Source organism: Vibrio sp. CJQ_6, from assembly GCF_043106745.1.
Lineage (GTDB): Bacteria > Pseudomonadota > Gammaproteobacteria > Enterobacterales > Vibrionaceae > Vibrio > Vibrio furnissii.
The window spans coordinates 494,479-510,780 of record NZ_JBICMV010000021.1; the positions used below are offsets into that span (position 1 = coordinate 494,479).

Below are 16,302 nucleotides of genomic sequence, written 5' to 3' on the forward strand. Positions count from 1 at the left end.
ACCTTCTTTTTTTGATTTTTAAGTTTGGAGAATAAAATGTCTGTAAAAATTATTGGTGATGCAATTCCTAACATGCCTTGGCAAGAGAAGCCTGTTGGCGAAGAAGGGGTTATGTGGCGTCACTCTGAGAATCCTATCATCGACTGGAACCCATTTCCTGCCGCTGCTCGAGTGTATAACTCTGCCGTCGTACCGTTTAATGGCGAGTTTATCGGTGTATTTCGTTGTGATTATAAAAATGGTCGTCCGCATTTGCATGTTGGGCATTCAAAAAATGGATTGAATTGGGAATTTCAACAAGATCCTATCCAATGGTTAGATGTTGACGGAAAGCCTTTTCAACCCACATACGCCTATGATCCGCGAGTTGTAAAAATCGAGGACATTTACTACGTGACTTGGTGTACTGATGACCATGGTGCCACGTTGGGTGTTGGTATGACTCGTGATTTCAAAACGTTTACGCGTTTAGAAAATGCATGTGTGCCATTTAACCGCAACGGTGTTTTGTTCCCTCGTAAGGTCAATGGTCAATTTCTGATGTTGAATCGTCCTTCTGATTCCGGCCACACTCCGTTTGGCGATATTTTCCTAAGCCATTCAAATGACATGGAATACTGGGGTAAACATCGCCATGTGATGGGCAAAGGTGGCAATGGCTGGTGGCAGGGAACCAAGATTGGTGCTGGGCCTATTCCTATCGAAACCTCGGAAGGGTGGTTGATGATTTATCATGGCGTATCTGGGACATGCAATGGTTTTGTATACAGTTTTGGTGCTGCATTACTTGATTTAGATGAACCATGGAAAGTGAAATACCGTACTCGAGACTACATTTTAACGCCTGAAAAGAGCTATGAAACAACAGGTTTTGTTCCGAACGTTGCCTTCCCATGTGCCGCGTTGGCGGACTCTGAAACGGGACGAATCGCAGTTTATTATGGAGCGGCTGATACCTATTCAGCTGTCGCCTACACAACTGTTGATGACCTCATGCGTGAATTAAAAACAAAATCTGAAGTTTTCTAACGTCAAACTTTAAATATCAAGCACATAATGATGATAAATCGTAACGTTAAGTTTTTATTTGTCATCATTATAACGATTGTCATTCATCGTCTGATGATGATGTCTGTTTTAAAATTTAGGGTCAAATATGTCTATTTTTAGCCAAAGACTTTCTGATTTGAAATCAGATTTTTCTCGTAATACTGAATATGAAAATTCACCAATTACTCCAGGAAATGGAATTTTTTATCGCTACAAAAAACCTGTATTGACAGCGGCACATGCACCATTGGCTTGGCGTTATGATCTGAATCCAGAAACGAATCCTTTTTTGATGGAACGCCTAGGTATTAATGCTGTATTAAACCCAGGTGCTATCGAGTTAAATGGGAAGTTTTACTTAGTTGCGCGTGTTGAAGGACATGATCGTAAGTCTTTTTTTGCCGTAGCGGAATCAGAAAACGGTGTTGATGGTTTCAAATTCTGGGATAAACCTTGTGTTATTCCGCAGACGATTGAGTCTGATACAAATGTTTACGACATGCGTTTAGTGAAGCATGAAGATGGGTACATTTATGGCCTGTTTTGCACTGAGCGAAAAGATCCTGAAGCTCCCAAAGGCGATGAGTCTTCGGCTGTAGCACAGTGTGGCATTGTACGTACTACTGATTTAAAAACCTGGCAGCGTTTACCAGATCTTAAAACTCGTTCGGCGCAACAACGTAATGTTGTTCTGCATCCGGAGTTTGTAGACGGCAAGTATGCACTTTACACACGACCACAAGATAGCTTTATTGAAGCGGGCAGTGGTGGTGGCATTGGCTGGGGGTACACCGATTCTATGGAAAGTGCTGTGGTTGACATGGAATATGTCATTGATCCAAAGACTTACCATACAATAAAAGAATCTAAGAATGGTCAAGGGCCAGCGCCAATTAAGACGAGTCAAGGGTGGTTACACATTGCTCATGGTGTGCGCAATACTGCCGCAGGTCTTCGTTATGTTCTCTATAGTTTTATGACTGCACTCGATAACCCAACGAAAGTGATCCATCGACCTAGCGGATACTTTTTGGCTCCTGAAGGAGAGGAGCGGGTAGGCGATGTGTCCAACGTCGTGTTTTGCAATGGATTAATTGCTCGAGACAATGGTGAAGTGTTTATCTACTACGCATCATCAGATACTCGTTGTCATGTATTAACCACAACTGTCGATCAGTTGGTCGATTATGTGATGAATACACCAGAAGATCCGCTAACATCATATCAATGTGTTGCTCAAAGAATTGAATTAATTAAGTCAAACGAAAAATATGTATGACTCGAAGAGCACGTATGTGCTCTTTTTATTTATCTATAATATTATTTGTGATCTAAGTTATATAAAAAAATAAAAATGTGATGCTTATAGAATATTAATATTAGGTAATCACATGGAAATAGATCTTGGATCTCATTTATGATCATAACTTATATTCTCAATCATAAATGGTGATCAAAATCGTAACGTTACCATTTTTTGTTTTGGTATAGTTACCTCAACCCAAATGAAGCCAGTAAGTAAAAGGATTTTGTTGGGTGGGTCTTTTTGAATTTCAAACAGTAACGATAAGAAGAAGCACTATGAAACTAAATAAATTAGCAAAAGGTATCATCCTTGGATTATTTGTAGCGTCTGCCCCTGCGCTTGCTTTAGAGACTTCAGGAGAGCTACACGGTTATCTCAAATCGGGTCTATTACTCAACGGTGATGGAACACGCTCCAACTCCCTAGGGCTTTTTACCAATTACGGTAAATTCCGTCTTGGGAACGAACAAAACACCAAAATCGAGCTTTTGCCTACAATCAAAATTACCACTGACGAAGGAACATGGGCTCGAGTAAGAGCGAACTTGACGCACGAAACGAAGTGTACAGCAGACTGGAACTGTGTTGATGGGGATGATCATGACATTCAGTTCCGCGAAGGCTACGTTGAAATGGGCGGGTTTTCGTTTGCGCCAGAGAGTGTGTTCTGGGCAGGTAAACGATACAGTTCATCTAACACATCGAGCCATCAATACGATTGGGAGTACATTCAATACAACGGTACCGGTGGTGGCGTTGACAAAATTGATGTTGGCTTCGCAAAAATGGACGTAGGTGTTTACGCTTTTACCCCTAGTGGCGAAAACTCTGCAGATCCTGACGATAGCTCGACCCAAGGTTATCCAGAAGATATTTCTCTTAATGTTTGGTTCAAAAAAATCGCTGATTCAGGTTTAGATTTCCAAGTTGTAGGGCACACAATGGAGAAAAGCTCGTGGCGTCAAAATGGTCCTACAAGTGGTTTGGGATTGACCGCGGTTTATAACTTCGATGGCTTTTATGGCTTAACGAACGGCTACTCTCGCATTACTGCTCAATATGGTGAAGGTCTTGCTGCGGGGGATTCACTGGGTAAAAACGGTTGGGGTTTTGGTAATGCTAAAGACGCTAAGTCAGCGCGTATTGTTTTTGATGGCCTAGCAAATCTAAGTGAGTCTTGGGAGCTATCTACTTTTGCGTTTTATCAGAGTGATTCAGATTATGCGCCATGGGCCGGTACCAAAACTGGTGCAGATCGCGATATCTACGCAATTGGCGTTCGCCCACATAACCAAATCACCAAAAATTTCGCAATGCAGTATGAACTTGGTTATGAGCATATTAAAGAAGACGTTGCTGACGGCGCAGATGGTGGCTTCTATAAGGCAACTATCGCTCCAACATTGATGCTGGAAACTGGCTTCTGGGCTCGTCCACAAATTCGTGCTTTTGTCACTTATGCAAAATGGGATGATGGTGCATCGTCAAAAATTGATTCTGGTTACACTCGTAATGGTGAAACAGATACATTGAACTTCGGTATTCAAGCGGAAGTTTGGTTCTAGGTTATCTATGTAGATTTACTGTCCTTCTTTGGAGAGAGCATTGCTCTCTCCTTTTTTAATATTGGTGAAGGAATACCATGAAAGTTGTAACCCAAATTATAATAGCCTTTGTTAGTGTTCTATTGATTCTTACATTGACGAACTCATTCGTAATCTATCATTCAGATTCAGCGAAGGATGACATTGAGTTTGCAATCAATAAATCGCTTTCTTTGAATGAAGTAGCCAGTCAGCTACAAAGTGAAAGTCAAAATATTGATATTCAACTGTCAACTGTTATGAATGCTAATGATACCAATGTTATTGATAATGAAATTTTTTATTTACATGAGAAAATGGATGATTTTATCAGTTCGTTGTCTTCATCTCATCTTGCTGATGTGAATTATCTAGAAAATATTGCCGATGATTTAAAGGAAGTTATTGAACAAAAAATATCAATTAAAAAATTAGTCCTTGATAAAGAAAATAAAATAAAAACAGATCGAAATGAAATGGAAAATATTTCCGTTTCATCGGCTATTATAATTAAACGAACATTGACAATGTCTAATGAGCTTGATGAGTTTTTAATTAAAGATATAGAGTCATATCTCGAAAAAATAAACGCATCCATAGCAATGACGAATAAGATTTTGTTTGTCGATGATGAAGTCGAAGCAAAAACAATTGTCAACCAGATGAATAACCTCAAAAGTCTAATTGAGGATGATGAAGAGTTTCTTTATGAAGAATTACCATCGATTAGAAATGAAAAAGATTATATAAGTTCGAATGATAAGTTAATGAGAATCCTCTTTTCTGAAAATAGCATTCCTCAGTCTAAGTTAAATGTCATACGGTATAATGATGAACTTGAACAGTTAAATGTTAATTATCTTGAAAAGAAAGAAGAATTGTCGAGAAAATTAATCGAACTCAGAAACGACGCAAGTAAAAGTAACGAGGTCGTAAAGAAAGATATCTCTATAACACTTGATTCCATTGTTAAAATTCAGCTAGTGTCCTTATTCCTTTGTTGTACTGTTATTGTTGTTTCAGCTTGTATTTTAGCAAGGAAAATAAAAACGCCAATCAATTATTTACTTGATGTGCTTCAAGGGTTAATTAAAGGGAATTATTCCCAATCTGTGACTTGCCAGGGGTGGAGTCTTGAGTTTTCTTTACTTATTAACCAATTAAATGAAGTAATTGTTACTAACAGAGAATTGATAAATAAAGTAAAATCGAACAATTTGAGTATATTCTCATCAAGTGAAGATAATGCACGTTGTGTAGACAACCTGCGGGGTCTTAACAATAGTCAAGTATTAGCTGTACATTCTATATCAGCAGCCTCTGAACAGTTAGAACAAACAAGTAAAGAAACGGAAATTTATATAAAAAACACGAGAAATCATACGCGAGGAATAAGTAATTCTGTTGATGATGCCATTTGCTTAATCGATGGCAGTGTGGATGGAAATGACTTGTTGAGCGAGATGATTAGAGAAAGTTCACTGACTATTTCAGAGGTTGAATTTAGGACGAAAGATATTAGAAATATTGTCGATGTTATTAATGATATTGCTAGCCAAACGAATTTGTTGGCACTCAATGCTGCTATTGAGGCCGCTAGGGCAGGAAGTTATGGGCGAGGGTTTTCTGTTGTATCTGATGAAGTCAGTAATTTGGCCAAACAAACAACGCAATCCACCAATAAAATACAAAAACTAATTGAAGCATTGAATATGGCTAGTTCTAATGCTGTAGAAAGCATGTCTGTTTGTACTGAACAAATGAAAAAAAATTCAAAGGACTTACAGCAAACTAAAGCGGCAATATCTGATATTAGTGAACATGTCTCGGAGTTAGTTCAACAGACAGATATTGTTGCTCAATATGCTCAGGAGCAGTTCCAATCATGTGGACATATTGCGAATTCAGTTTCTTCTGTTGTTCTAGGGTTTGATAAGAGTATCGAATATTTAGATAACGTTTCTGGAGCGAGTCATAGCTTATTAAGATTATCTAATGGTCAGAAAAAAGAGCTAAATAAATTTCTAACGTAATTGGTTTTTATTGTTGATGTTATTTTATTTTGAGGTGAGAGTATGATTGAAATTAAAGGTGTGATTAAGAACTACGAATGGGGTGGTCATCATTACATTTCCATGATGACAGATTCAGATTTATCCGATATGCCTATGGCAGAGTTGTGGCTTGGCGATCATAAATCTGGTTCTTCTATGCTTGTTGACGGATCATCGCTTTCAAAATGGATAGAAGCTTCCCCTGAATATCGTCTAGGTAAAAAGTTGGTTCAACGTTTTGGTACTCAACTGCCATATTTGTTTAAAATCCTTGATGTTAAGGAGCCTTTATCTATTCAAGTTCATCCCACACTCGAGCAGGCTAAACAGGGATTTCTTCGAGAGCACTCTCTTGGAATTCCGGTTCAATTGAGAAGTTATATGGATGAGAACCATAAGCCGGAGCTGATGCTCGCACTTTCCGATTTCTATCTGCTACATGGATTTCGTAACGTTACGGAATCTTTGAATGAACTTAGTTTGTTTAAGTCTTTCGACCCGTTAGTTCGCTTGTATTCAGATCTAGGGATTCAAGGGTTTGTATCGTCAATTTTCGCGTTGCCAGCGGATAGGATCAGGTCTTTGCTTCTTCCTGTGATTGAGCAGTATCGCAACGCTTATCATCAAAATGAAATTTCTAAATCCGAGCCACTTTTTTGGTTTATGAGATCGGTAGAAATTATTCAGAAAAAAGCTAGACCGCTTGACCCTGGTTTGATCATGATTTTTATTATGAACCTGATGTATGTTCCAAAAGGTGGCGTTGTTTTTCAGGATGCTGGGGTGCCGCATGCTTATCTTGAAGGCCAGAATCTTGAGTTAATGGCGAATTCAGACAACGTAGTGCGCTGTGGGCTTACGCCTAAGCATATTGATATCCAAGAACTGCTGGCTATCACTAAATTTTCTCCAATTGTGCCGAAGACTTTAGCCGGTAAACCGAGTTTGGATGGAGGATTAGATTACATTGTAGAATCAGATGATTTCCAACTAAGAGAATATCGACTAGATAAGGGTCAATCGCTTACTACTCCGGATGAGCTGGGAGCTTGTATTTGGTTTGTTCTAAGTGGAGAAATTAGACTCGGAAATCATCACCATTATTCTCGCTCTGGTAGTGCTTTCTATCAACGTCCAGAAGAAGTCAATGTTATCCATGCAACTTCAGATGCTTTGATTTATCGAGCTTCTGTGTCAGCCAGAGTTTTTTCTTAATTCAATTCATTTATGTCGGATCAGCAATAGGGCCTTAGCCTTCTCCGATGTTAAGACACAGCAAGTCACCAGCTAAAACGCCAGCAGTATAGCTGGCGTTTTAGTATCTAGTTTATCTTCTTTAGTAGACAGGTTTAAGAAACTCGATGTCTTCAATGTAGATTGAACCGTTCAGTGGGAATTTATCACCGACAATACAAACAAACATGTCAGGTAATTTCTTGGATAGGTCCCCTAAGTTGATTTCTACGACTTGTTTATAAAAATATTGACCACCCATTTTCACTTTATCTAGGTCTTTAACTTTAACTCGATGTTTGTCAGCATCGAGCTTAACCCAACCATCACCGAGAGCAGCATAAGGTCTCAGGCCACCTTTATCGTCGTTGTTGACGGGAACGTAGAGTGTGTAGCGCATCTTGGTATGTTGTGAAAAATTAGAAACTGCTTGGTTTCGAATCTTGAGCTCTTCCCAGTCATGTTTACCAGACCAATCTACATTGAGTTGTAGCATTGGCTTGCCCAATTTTTCAGATACTTCAATCGCGGGAGTATTCCAACTGGCTTGCCATGTGCCGTCTTTTTGCCATCCTTGAGTTGTGCGATCACTAAAATCGTATTTAGTCTCGACTTCATATCCCTTAATTGGTCGATTAATGTCAACGCTTGCTTTATCGGTTTGACGCTCACCTTCAGCAAATGTTGCGACGGTGATAAATGTTTTGGCTCCATACCCAATATCGGCAGAAACCAAATTTGCTTCAAAATATCCGTCGCCATTGGTATCAACCATATCTACAGTTAAATCATTCTCCGGAATTCTTAGCTGCATTTTTGTGATTTCATTGCCTAGCTTAGGCATTGGATAACTGCGCGCAGTAAACGTTGGTTCAGATATCTTCATTCCGTCAATTGGATACGTGAGATACACGGTGTCTTTTGTTGAGTATTCCACTCCTCTCATTTGCTTCGAATGGTTGGTGAGGATCTGTGCCGTGCGACCACCATCATTTAAGATTCTAAAGCCATCATAATCAGGGTACAGGTTATTGGGTTGATCGGGGTCTGTACTGGTTAAAATCCAAAACATACTGCCAGCTAGGCCTGCTTGATAGGCTGTATTTGTCCATTTATGATAGATGAAGTCTCGATTCTGTGGCTCATTCTTGCCAATGCCATACTCTTCAAGTACAGCCGGTTTGTTAGCTTTCTTCGCTGCTTTTGCATGCTCCTTGATCCACTGGGTTCCCCATTCTTCGGCGTTATGTTTTCCCCAGTGTTCAGGGTACAAATGGAATGTACCGTAGTTGATATTGGGCAGCGTGATGATACGTTCCCAATCGACACCTTCACCGCCATTATATGTCCAGTCTGTATTGCCTTCGCGGTTGAAAAAGCCTTCAGACCCTAGAGCGATCAATTGATGCGGTGCAAGCTCTCGAACAAAGTCACTCATCTCTTTGGTCCAATTAAGCAGCAACTCACCCGTGTTATCTGATTGTGCTCTAGGTTCGTTTGCCAGCTCCCAAGTTAAGATGGTTGGTTCGTCTTTATTGATAATACCTGTATAGCGGTTTTTATGTTCTATGAGATGTTTTACGTAGTTTTTATAGGCGTCTTTAATATTGATGTCTTTGTAAAAATCATCATGATGAGTGCCGTTAAACCAGTCGACATATTGTTGCATTCCACCAAAATCGCCCCAGTTATTCGTCAGTACGATAATCACCCGAATACCACGTTTCTTCGCCTCTGAAACTGTATAGTCCAGTTTCTCTAAAGCGCTTTTAACGCCGGCCGGTGGGGTATATATTCCTGGTTCGGGTTGCATGGTATGCCCATGGCTAACTCCTTCCATAAATCCCCAAACGCGTATGGTGTTCAGTCCCATGTCTTTTGCATCGTCTAAGACGGAATCAATCATGTCATGCGATGCATAATGCATGTAGTAATTGTTCGTGCCAACGATACGAAATGGTTGCCCGCCAACCATGAATGATTGGCCTTGTTGGACAACAAAATTGTTCATTGAGTCGGTAGGAAAGGGATGTGTTGATGTGACCCCACCACCACTACAACCTGCAATGATCGTCAATAGGGGTAGAGCATAGCGGATGTTCTGCATACATAGTCCTTTTTAATGTTTGTATTTTGACGATGCTATTGTCCTCAAAACTCGATGCAAAATTAATGGTAACGTTTCGATTATGTGTTTTACTTCAATAAATATGACGCTTTGTGACTGCCGTCTCAATTTAATCATTGTTATGGCTAATTAACTATGATGCTGTTTTTATTGAATTTAATTAAATTTTTATTACTAAACTCTGAATCTTGTGGTGATTTTGCTCACGTATCAATGCATTTCAACTAGATTAATAAAATCGTAACGTTAATATTTAGGCAAACAAAACAACCAAGTATCGGCTTTGATACACATGGAGATAGAGAATGAAATCATTTGTACCCACAATTACAAAGACACTCATCGTCGGAGCAATCACGCTCGGGACTAATGGTATGGCACATGCTGTCGTGACCGATGGGATCAATCAAGCTCTAGTGAAAGGATCAATTACGTTCTATACGAACCGTACTGACCTTGTTGAGGCGGGAGTCTATAAGCGATATGAGAAAGAGTTTAAAGATATCTATCCCAACGTTACTGAAGTGAAAGTGATTGGTTTTGCTGACTATCAAGGCGGTTTACGTCCAAGGATGAATACCGGTGATTATGGTGACCTCGTTCTGATTCTTCCTTCTGTTCCTTCAGAACAATATGGAAATTTCTATGAACCCTTGAACGCCCTTTATTCACCGGAACAAGTTTATTTTTATGATGCTTGGGAGAACAATGGCAATGCGTATGGCATCTCAATGGGTAACTCGGTTGAAGGTCTAGTTTACAATAAAGAAGTTCTTGAGAAAGCTGGCGTTGAAGTGCCAATTAAGACGCTATCTGACTTTTTTGATGCGGCACAAAAGATCAAAGCAAATGGTCAGATCCCGCTCTATATCAATTTTGGTGCTCAATGGCCGCTCCAACAATGGGATAAATTCCCATTGGTTGTGGAAGGTAACGATGGTGTATATGAACGAATGCTTACTCAGGATAAGCCGTTTTCAGGTGACACTGCTTACAACAAATCATTGAGTGTACTTAAAAAGTTAATCGATGATGGGTTGACTGAAAAGGACTTGATGACGAATTCTTGGGAAGACTCCAAGAATGCTATCGCAAAAGGTGATGCGGGTATGTATTACCTAGGCAACTGGGTTATCCCTCAAGTGATTGAGCGTGGCGCTGCGTCGAACAACATCGGTTTCATGCCAATGCCTTCAAATGATAAAGGTGAGTTGAATGCGCAAATGAATCACGACTGGGGTTACGCTGTTAGTAAGTTTTCAAATAACAAAGAGACAGCTAAGGCTTATCTTAAATATCTGATTGAAGATTCAGATTTCGAGAAAATTGCAGGCTTTATTCCTACATTAAAAAGCAAGAAACCATCTTTAGAACAGCTCAATGAATATATGAGTTATGAACCTCATGTAATTCAAACTCCTGTTAACTCATCGACATTTATTGAAGTAACTAATCGCTCGAAAATCGATTTCTATTCAGGCGGATATATTCAAGATGTGATTACATCTAAAAACTTTAATGAAGCTCTTGAAAAGTTGGACTCACGTTGGGAGCGCGCTAAAAAACGGGTAATGAAGTAGTTTAAATTGCGGCAGCATAAATTGGCTTATAGCCAAGGTCGTTCGGGGGAGCGGCCTTTTTTTTAAATTTTTCTGAGTATTTTCTATATAGTTGTTGGAAAGACACTTAGAACGAACTAACGTTATAATCTAAGGATATAGAAATGAAATATTTTAATTTTTGCATAGTAACGCTTTTATTTTTATTTTCTAATACGGTTTTTGCTGGGCTTTATGTTTCTGGCAGTGTGCTTTATGAATACAATGGAATCCCATTTAAGATCCGAGGCATTAATCACGCTCATGCTTGGTATGCAGATAAGCTAGAAACTGCATTGCAGGGAATATCGTTAACAGGAGCTAATACGGTGAGGATCGTATTGAGCAACGGACATCGATGGAATAAGACTAGTGCCGAAGAGGTTGGCAATATTATCCAACTAGCTAAATCATACAACTTGATTGCAGTCTTAGAGGTGCATGATACGACAGGTTACGGTGAAGAAAGCAGCGCAGCTGATTTGAATTCTGCGGCGGATTATTGGATCGAAATTAAAGAAAAACTAATTGGTGAAGAAAACTACGTTATTATTAACTTAGGCAATGAACCGTTCGGTAATGGAATCATTAGTAGTGATTGGGTAAAGGCACATAAAGATGCAATTAACCGGTTAAGAAGTGAAGGTATGAATCATGTCATCATGGTCGATGCACCGAATTGGGGACAAGATTGGCAAAATATAATGTTAGATAATGCCACCTCGATTTTAGATTCAGATCCTTTACATAATATAATTTTTAGTGTGCATATGTATGAAGTTTACGGCGATTATAGCACTGTAAATAATTATATCTCGTCTTTTGTCAATAAAGGACTCTCTCTTGTTGTGGGTGAATTTGCGGCGACACATAAAGGGTCTAATGTAGATGAAAGCGCTATCATGGAACGAACAGAAACATTAAGTTTAGGATATATCGGTTGGTCGTGGTCAGGAAATGATGATTCGACAGCTGATTTGGATATTGTCAATAATTGGAATAATGATTCTTATACGAAGTGGGGTAATACATTAATCAATGGCGAAAATGGAATAAAATCGACTTCTCAGATCGCAACAGTTTTTACGTGTAAAGATGATTGTTCTGGCGAAAGTACTCAGTATCCCATTTGTAGTTCATCTTCCCTTGACCCTGATGGGGATGGTTGGGGGTGGGAAAATGAGCAAAGCTGTATCGTTCAAGACTCAAATGAAACCGCTCCTAATGGTTATGCTTATTGTTCATCTGAATCATCTGATCCAGATGGTGACGGTTGGGGATGGGAAAATAACGAATCGTGTGTTGTGAAAGGTTCTAACGCAGATTATTGATTAGCGTATTCTCGACATGGCTAGTTGTAGTTCATAGGCATCCTTTTAAGTATGCAGGATGCTTATGGACTGAGACATTCAACAACGATGACTGTGGAAATGTATTAGGAATATGCTCATATAGGCTTTGAGTATTCATACTGCGGTGTTTTCGGTCACTATTCAGCGGCCGGGAGGGCTAGCTGGAATGGAAAGCAAGAGTTAATGCCCCACTCCTTGTTTGGGATGTATCACGCTAATGAACCGCAAAATGACTTTTCTTAGTGGCGCAACGCTACCACCGTTCTATTCGTCGATTTCAACAGACTGAATGATGTTTAGTTCATTCGAGTAATGAAGGTTTGTTCGTCGTTCACAAACGCCACAAAGCCGCCATGATAGATAAACACTCGGCCACGCCCTTCAACGAGGCAGGCAAGTTGTGGGTTCAAATCTTCGTCGTTATCTTCGCTTTGAAATGTGCCGGTATCGGTGATGACGCCGAGCAGTGCCGGCAAATACCCGTAAGCGCGCTTGGCTTGGTCAATGAGGCTTAATTCGCTGGTGGTCGAGAAGTATGTGGGGATGGCACCAGCATCTTCGATGAATAGCGGTTTTAGTTCTTCAAAGGCTGTGATCACCAGCCAGTCGATGTCGTTCACGTGGTGGATAAACATGGTGTTTCTCGGTCATTCTGATGCGGCGATGTTATCACTATCAGGCAAGAACGTCGTAGGGATTTAGTCAGGCGCGGCGGCATCCTTGTTTTTGAGCATGCATTTAGAGCATCGGTGACGCGGGAACCCCGCTCATACCAATATCTTTCATGTACTTCTCAGGAAGTTTGCTGAGTGCCGCTTTAAGTGCATTAAAGCACAATGGGTCGATGGCCGTCCCCACATTTTCTTCCATGATTTCTAATGTTTTGGGAATTGGAATCGCTCCTCGATAAGGGCGTTCAGCCGTAATGGCGTCAAAAATATCTGCTGTCGTAATAATCCGTGTCATCATCGAAATTTCATCAGCAACCAATTGATCGGGATAGCCTGTGCCATCTAATTTTTCATGATGAGCCGCGGCCATTTTGGCAAACTGTTTTAACGGGGATATTTTTTCAATGATCTCTCGGGTAAACACCGCGTGATTTTGTATTTTCGCCCACTCGTCATCATCCAACTTCCCAGGTTTGTCCAAAATCGTGTTACTGACTCCGAGTTTTCCTAGATCATGTAAGAGTGCTGCTCGTTTTAGCCATAGTCGATCTTCTGCGTCTATCTTGAGTTCTTCGGCGATGAGCGTACTAAAAATAGCGACTCTAGAGCTGTGTCCGGAGGTAAAAGGACTCTTGGCATCAATGATTTTTCCGAAAGCCGTCACAATTCGATCGAAATAATCATCATCTAATGGAATCATCGCTTGGGCGGGTGACACAGACAGAACAAAAGGGACGATGGATGAGGCATTGAGTGCGCTGATGAAATCAGGATTGTCTTTCAACTGCTTAGCCATTACGACTAAGTGAGGATCTAGCCAGTTTCCGGAACGACTTTCGAGTTCAGAAAATGCGATACTCAAATCATGTTCACGTTGAAAAACATCCATCACTTGAGCGAGCAGGGCAATTCTTGAAAATAATGGGATGTGATCACGCACTAATCCATCAGGACGACCTGAACCGTCCCAGTGCTCGTCCAAATGTTGTATTCCTTGAGCCACACTTTCACTGAACAAAAGCTCACGAGCAACTTCAGCCCCTTTTGTACAACGCGTTTGAATCAGTTCTTGAGCATAATCTTTACCATTTTTCAAAATATCAATCGTGGTAGAGATACGCTTACGCCAATGTTCACCCGAGCCTGCATTTTTCAGGACGAAATTAATCGCACTCGTCAGGCTAGTACCGGCCGTTTTATATTGTTGTTTAAATGTCAGATCATCGGTGGCGTAGAGTTCACAGATTCGAGCGGCATTGCTGCTGCAGCCAGCATCTTTGAGAAGTAACGTAAAATACAGGTCATGAAGCTCCGATGATGAGAGGTTCATTCGCTCACCAATATGCATGCCAATCCAGCAGCAACGCATACTGTGCTCTGGGGGCTGTCCTTCGGTCATATCTAGCGCCACTGTCAATGAAGAAACCAGCTCGGCCAAAGGCATATTGAGATTCGAACCTTGTAATAACATCGCACGCGACTCATCAAGACATAAATAAAAAATATAGTGCAACCTTGCATTGTCATCGAATGACAAACAAACAATAAAAACGCTGTCGTGGATTCATAAGTGCAATTTTGAGCGTTCAGTCACGGGAATGATGAGCGGGTGATTGCATGCGAAGTTTCAGGCATTTGGCCGCTTCGATGATGAAAGGGTGCTGACCTCGATGGTCAAGAGGCAAGGATTAGAAATTCCTGATGAGCAGGGAACTCATCAGGCGGGAACGATTAATCGTCGTGTGGGTAATATTGATAGCGGTAGTCGATGGTCAAGACGCTTTGAAATTCAATTTGACCGTTTTGCTCTGCAACCGGTTTGACGCTGCGTCGAATTTGGCTGATCCGCACGCTTTTGCTGTCTACGTTGTCATCGTAGATGGGCAGCACTTTGAGCAGTTCTTGCGAGGGCATTGCTTTTAGGTTGGCCATCATGGCCTCGCCGGCTTCGGCGGCTTGCTGTTGTGTCTGGTAACTGGCGGTACTCAAATTGGTTTGTGGGGCACCGAAACGCATTCCGGAAAGCGCAACGCTACTAAACAACATGGCGGCAAGCAGCAGAATGATCTTCTTCATACTTACTCCATTCAAGTTTCAATTTACGTCGTTATTGTCTTCGTGATCCGCTGGGGCGGTGTTAGCAAAAGGTCAAAAGATCAGCAAATTATCCACAGATAGCACGTGGTGTTGTGATAATTATCACATTCAATGTGGCCCGTCATTCCCCGCGATTCGGCGGCATAAGTGCAGAATGGGTTCAAATTCTCGACAGACAAATTTCATTAAAATTGATCCAAGTCAAGTGTGGTTCGAATGGGGACACGTGACGCACGCGAAAGTTGCATTAGATAATTGTTTTTTAATTGCAATAAAAAGTGATGAACCCTGCATTTTCTCACTATTTGTAGCAATAAATTTTACAAATTGATTTCCATCAAAAATGTGTGGTCTCTCTGTGCTACTGTGCGCCACATAAGAATTACAAACTCTAGCCCAAGAAAAAGGAAATCAAATAATGAAAAAAACACTTTGTGGACTTGCTGTACTTTCAGCGTTGGCTTCAGCAAACGTTCTGGCTCATCAAGAAGGTGACTTTATTGTTCGTGCTGGTTTAGCGTCAGTCGTCCCAAATGACAGCAGTGATAAAATTCTGGGTAGCCAAGAAGAGCTGAAAGTGGATAGCAACACACAGTTAGGCTTGACGCTGGGTTACATGATCACCAACAACATCAGTTTTGAAGTGCTGGCCGCGTCTCCTTTCTCTCACGATATTTCGACGGACCTAGGCGGTCTGGGTAAAATCGGTGAGACTAAACATCTACCGCCAACATTCATGCTGCAATACTACTTCGGTGAGCCTCAGTCTGATTTCCGTCCATACGTGGGTGCGGGTATCAACTACACCGTGTTCTTCGACGAGAAATTCAATAGCACCGGTGAAGGCGCAGGTTTGAGCGACCTGAAACTGGATGACTCTTGGGGTCTGGCGGCGAACATCGGTATGGACTACAAGATCAACGACAACTGGTTCCTGAACGCATCAGCGTGGTACGCCAACATCGAAACCACCGCGAAATACAAAGCAGGCGGCACATCATACTCAACTGATGTGAAAATCAACCCATGGGTCTTCATGATCGCAGGTGGTTATAAGTTCTGATTTTTAATCGATATTTTTATTGGAAAGGGCAGCGATAGCTGCCCTTTTTTTGTGCCTGTCAGGACTAAATTTATTGATAAAGATGTGTATGCCTTTGTTTGCATATATTTATCAATTGAATATAAACTTTTGATTGATAAGCCGGATTTTCCTGATGGGTTTATCAA

General features: G+C 40.9%; 12 protein-coding genes. 8 read left to right on the plus strand and 4 right to left on the minus strand.

Annotated features, from left to right (window positions below; all coding sequences use genetic code 11):
• Window positions 1-36 precede the first annotated feature (36 nt).
• The 5 genes from ACF8PK_RS13060 to manA all read left to right on the plus strand — a co-directional run bounded on the left by ACF8PK_RS13060 (window position 37) and on the right by manA (window position 7,208).
• Window positions 37-1,029 (plus strand): glycoside hydrolase family 130 protein, encoded by a 993-nt coding sequence (locus ACF8PK_RS13060; protein WP_000111640.1) that lies wholly within the window; start codon window positions 37-39, stop codon window positions 1,027-1,029.
• Between the two features lie 127 nt (window positions 1,030-1,156).
• Window positions 1,157-2,329 (plus strand): glycosidase, encoded by a 1,173-nt coding sequence (locus ACF8PK_RS13065; RefSeq protein WP_014257544.1) that lies wholly within the window; start codon window positions 1,157-1,159, stop codon window positions 2,327-2,329.
• A 302-nt stretch (window positions 2,330-2,631) separates the two neighbouring features.
• Entirely contained in the window at window positions 2,632-3,921 is a 1,290-nt protein-coding gene (locus ACF8PK_RS13070; RefSeq protein ID WP_000773470.1) for a carbohydrate porin, read from the plus strand.
• A 77-nt stretch (window positions 3,922-3,998) separates the two neighbouring features.
• Complete coding sequence (locus ACF8PK_RS13075) at window positions 3,999-5,972, plus strand: methyl-accepting chemotaxis protein (protein WP_154179702.1); 1,974 nt, start codon at window positions 3,999-4,001, stop codon at window positions 5,970-5,972.
• A gap of 42 nt (window positions 5,973-6,014) precedes the next feature.
• Window positions 6,015-7,208, plus strand: a complete 1,194-nt coding sequence (manA, locus tag ACF8PK_RS13080; protein ID WP_392441698.1) for a mannose-6-phosphate isomerase, class I — start codon at window positions 6,015-6,017, stop codon at window positions 7,206-7,208.
• Window positions 7,209-7,329: 121 nt separating this feature from the next.
• Here the strand turns inward: manA and ACF8PK_RS13085 are convergent, their stop codons facing one another.
• A complete protein-coding gene (locus tag ACF8PK_RS13085; protein ID WP_154179706.1) occupies window positions 7,330-9,333 on the minus strand; it encodes a cellulase family glycosylhydrolase in 2,004 nt (667 codons plus the stop codon).
• 326 nt (window positions 9,334-9,659) lie between these two features.
• Here ACF8PK_RS13085 and ACF8PK_RS13090 point away from each other — a divergent pair, with 326 nt between their 5' ends.
• Both ACF8PK_RS13090 and ACF8PK_RS13095 read left to right on the plus strand, forming a co-directional pair.
• Window positions 9,660-10,934: an ABC transporter substrate-binding protein gene (locus tag ACF8PK_RS13090; protein WP_154179708.1), complete on the plus strand. Its 1,275-nt coding sequence runs from the start codon at window positions 9,660-9,662 to the stop codon at window positions 10,932-10,934.
• A gap of 143 nt (window positions 10,935-11,077) precedes the next feature.
• Complete coding sequence (locus ACF8PK_RS13095; protein ID WP_154179710.1) at window positions 11,078-12,283, plus strand: cellulase family glycosylhydrolase; 1,206 nt, start codon at window positions 11,078-11,080, stop codon at window positions 12,281-12,283.
• Between the two features lie 317 nt (window positions 12,284-12,600).
• On the opposite strand, the gene ACF8PK_RS13100 is transcribed toward ACF8PK_RS13095, so the two are convergent.
• The 3 genes from ACF8PK_RS13100 to ACF8PK_RS13110 all read right to left on the minus strand — a co-directional run bounded on the left by ACF8PK_RS13100 (window position 12,601) and on the right by ACF8PK_RS13110 (window position 15,051).
• Window positions 12,601-12,939, minus strand: a complete 339-nt coding sequence (locus tag ACF8PK_RS13100; protein WP_154179712.1) for a cytosolic protein — start codon at window positions 12,937-12,939, stop codon at window positions 12,601-12,603.
• A 103-nt stretch (window positions 12,940-13,042) separates the two neighbouring features.
• Window positions 13,043-14,446: an HD-GYP domain-containing protein gene (locus ACF8PK_RS13105; protein WP_154179714.1), complete on the minus strand. Its 1,404-nt coding sequence runs from the start codon at window positions 14,444-14,446 to the stop codon at window positions 13,043-13,045.
• Window positions 14,447-14,706: 260 nt separating this feature from the next.
• Window positions 14,707-15,051, minus strand: coding sequence for a DUF3316 domain-containing protein (locus ACF8PK_RS13110; RefSeq protein ID WP_004726968.1), 345 nt, complete (start codon window positions 15,049-15,051; stop codon window positions 14,707-14,709).
• Window positions 15,052-15,490: 439 nt separating this feature from the next.
• Here ACF8PK_RS13110 and ompW point away from each other — a divergent pair, with 439 nt between their 5' ends.
• Window positions 15,491-16,135 (plus strand): outer membrane protein OmpW, encoded by a 645-nt coding sequence (gene ompW, locus ACF8PK_RS13115; RefSeq protein WP_004726967.1) that lies wholly within the window; start codon window positions 15,491-15,493, stop codon window positions 16,133-16,135.
• Window positions 16,136-16,302 lie beyond the last annotated feature (167 nt).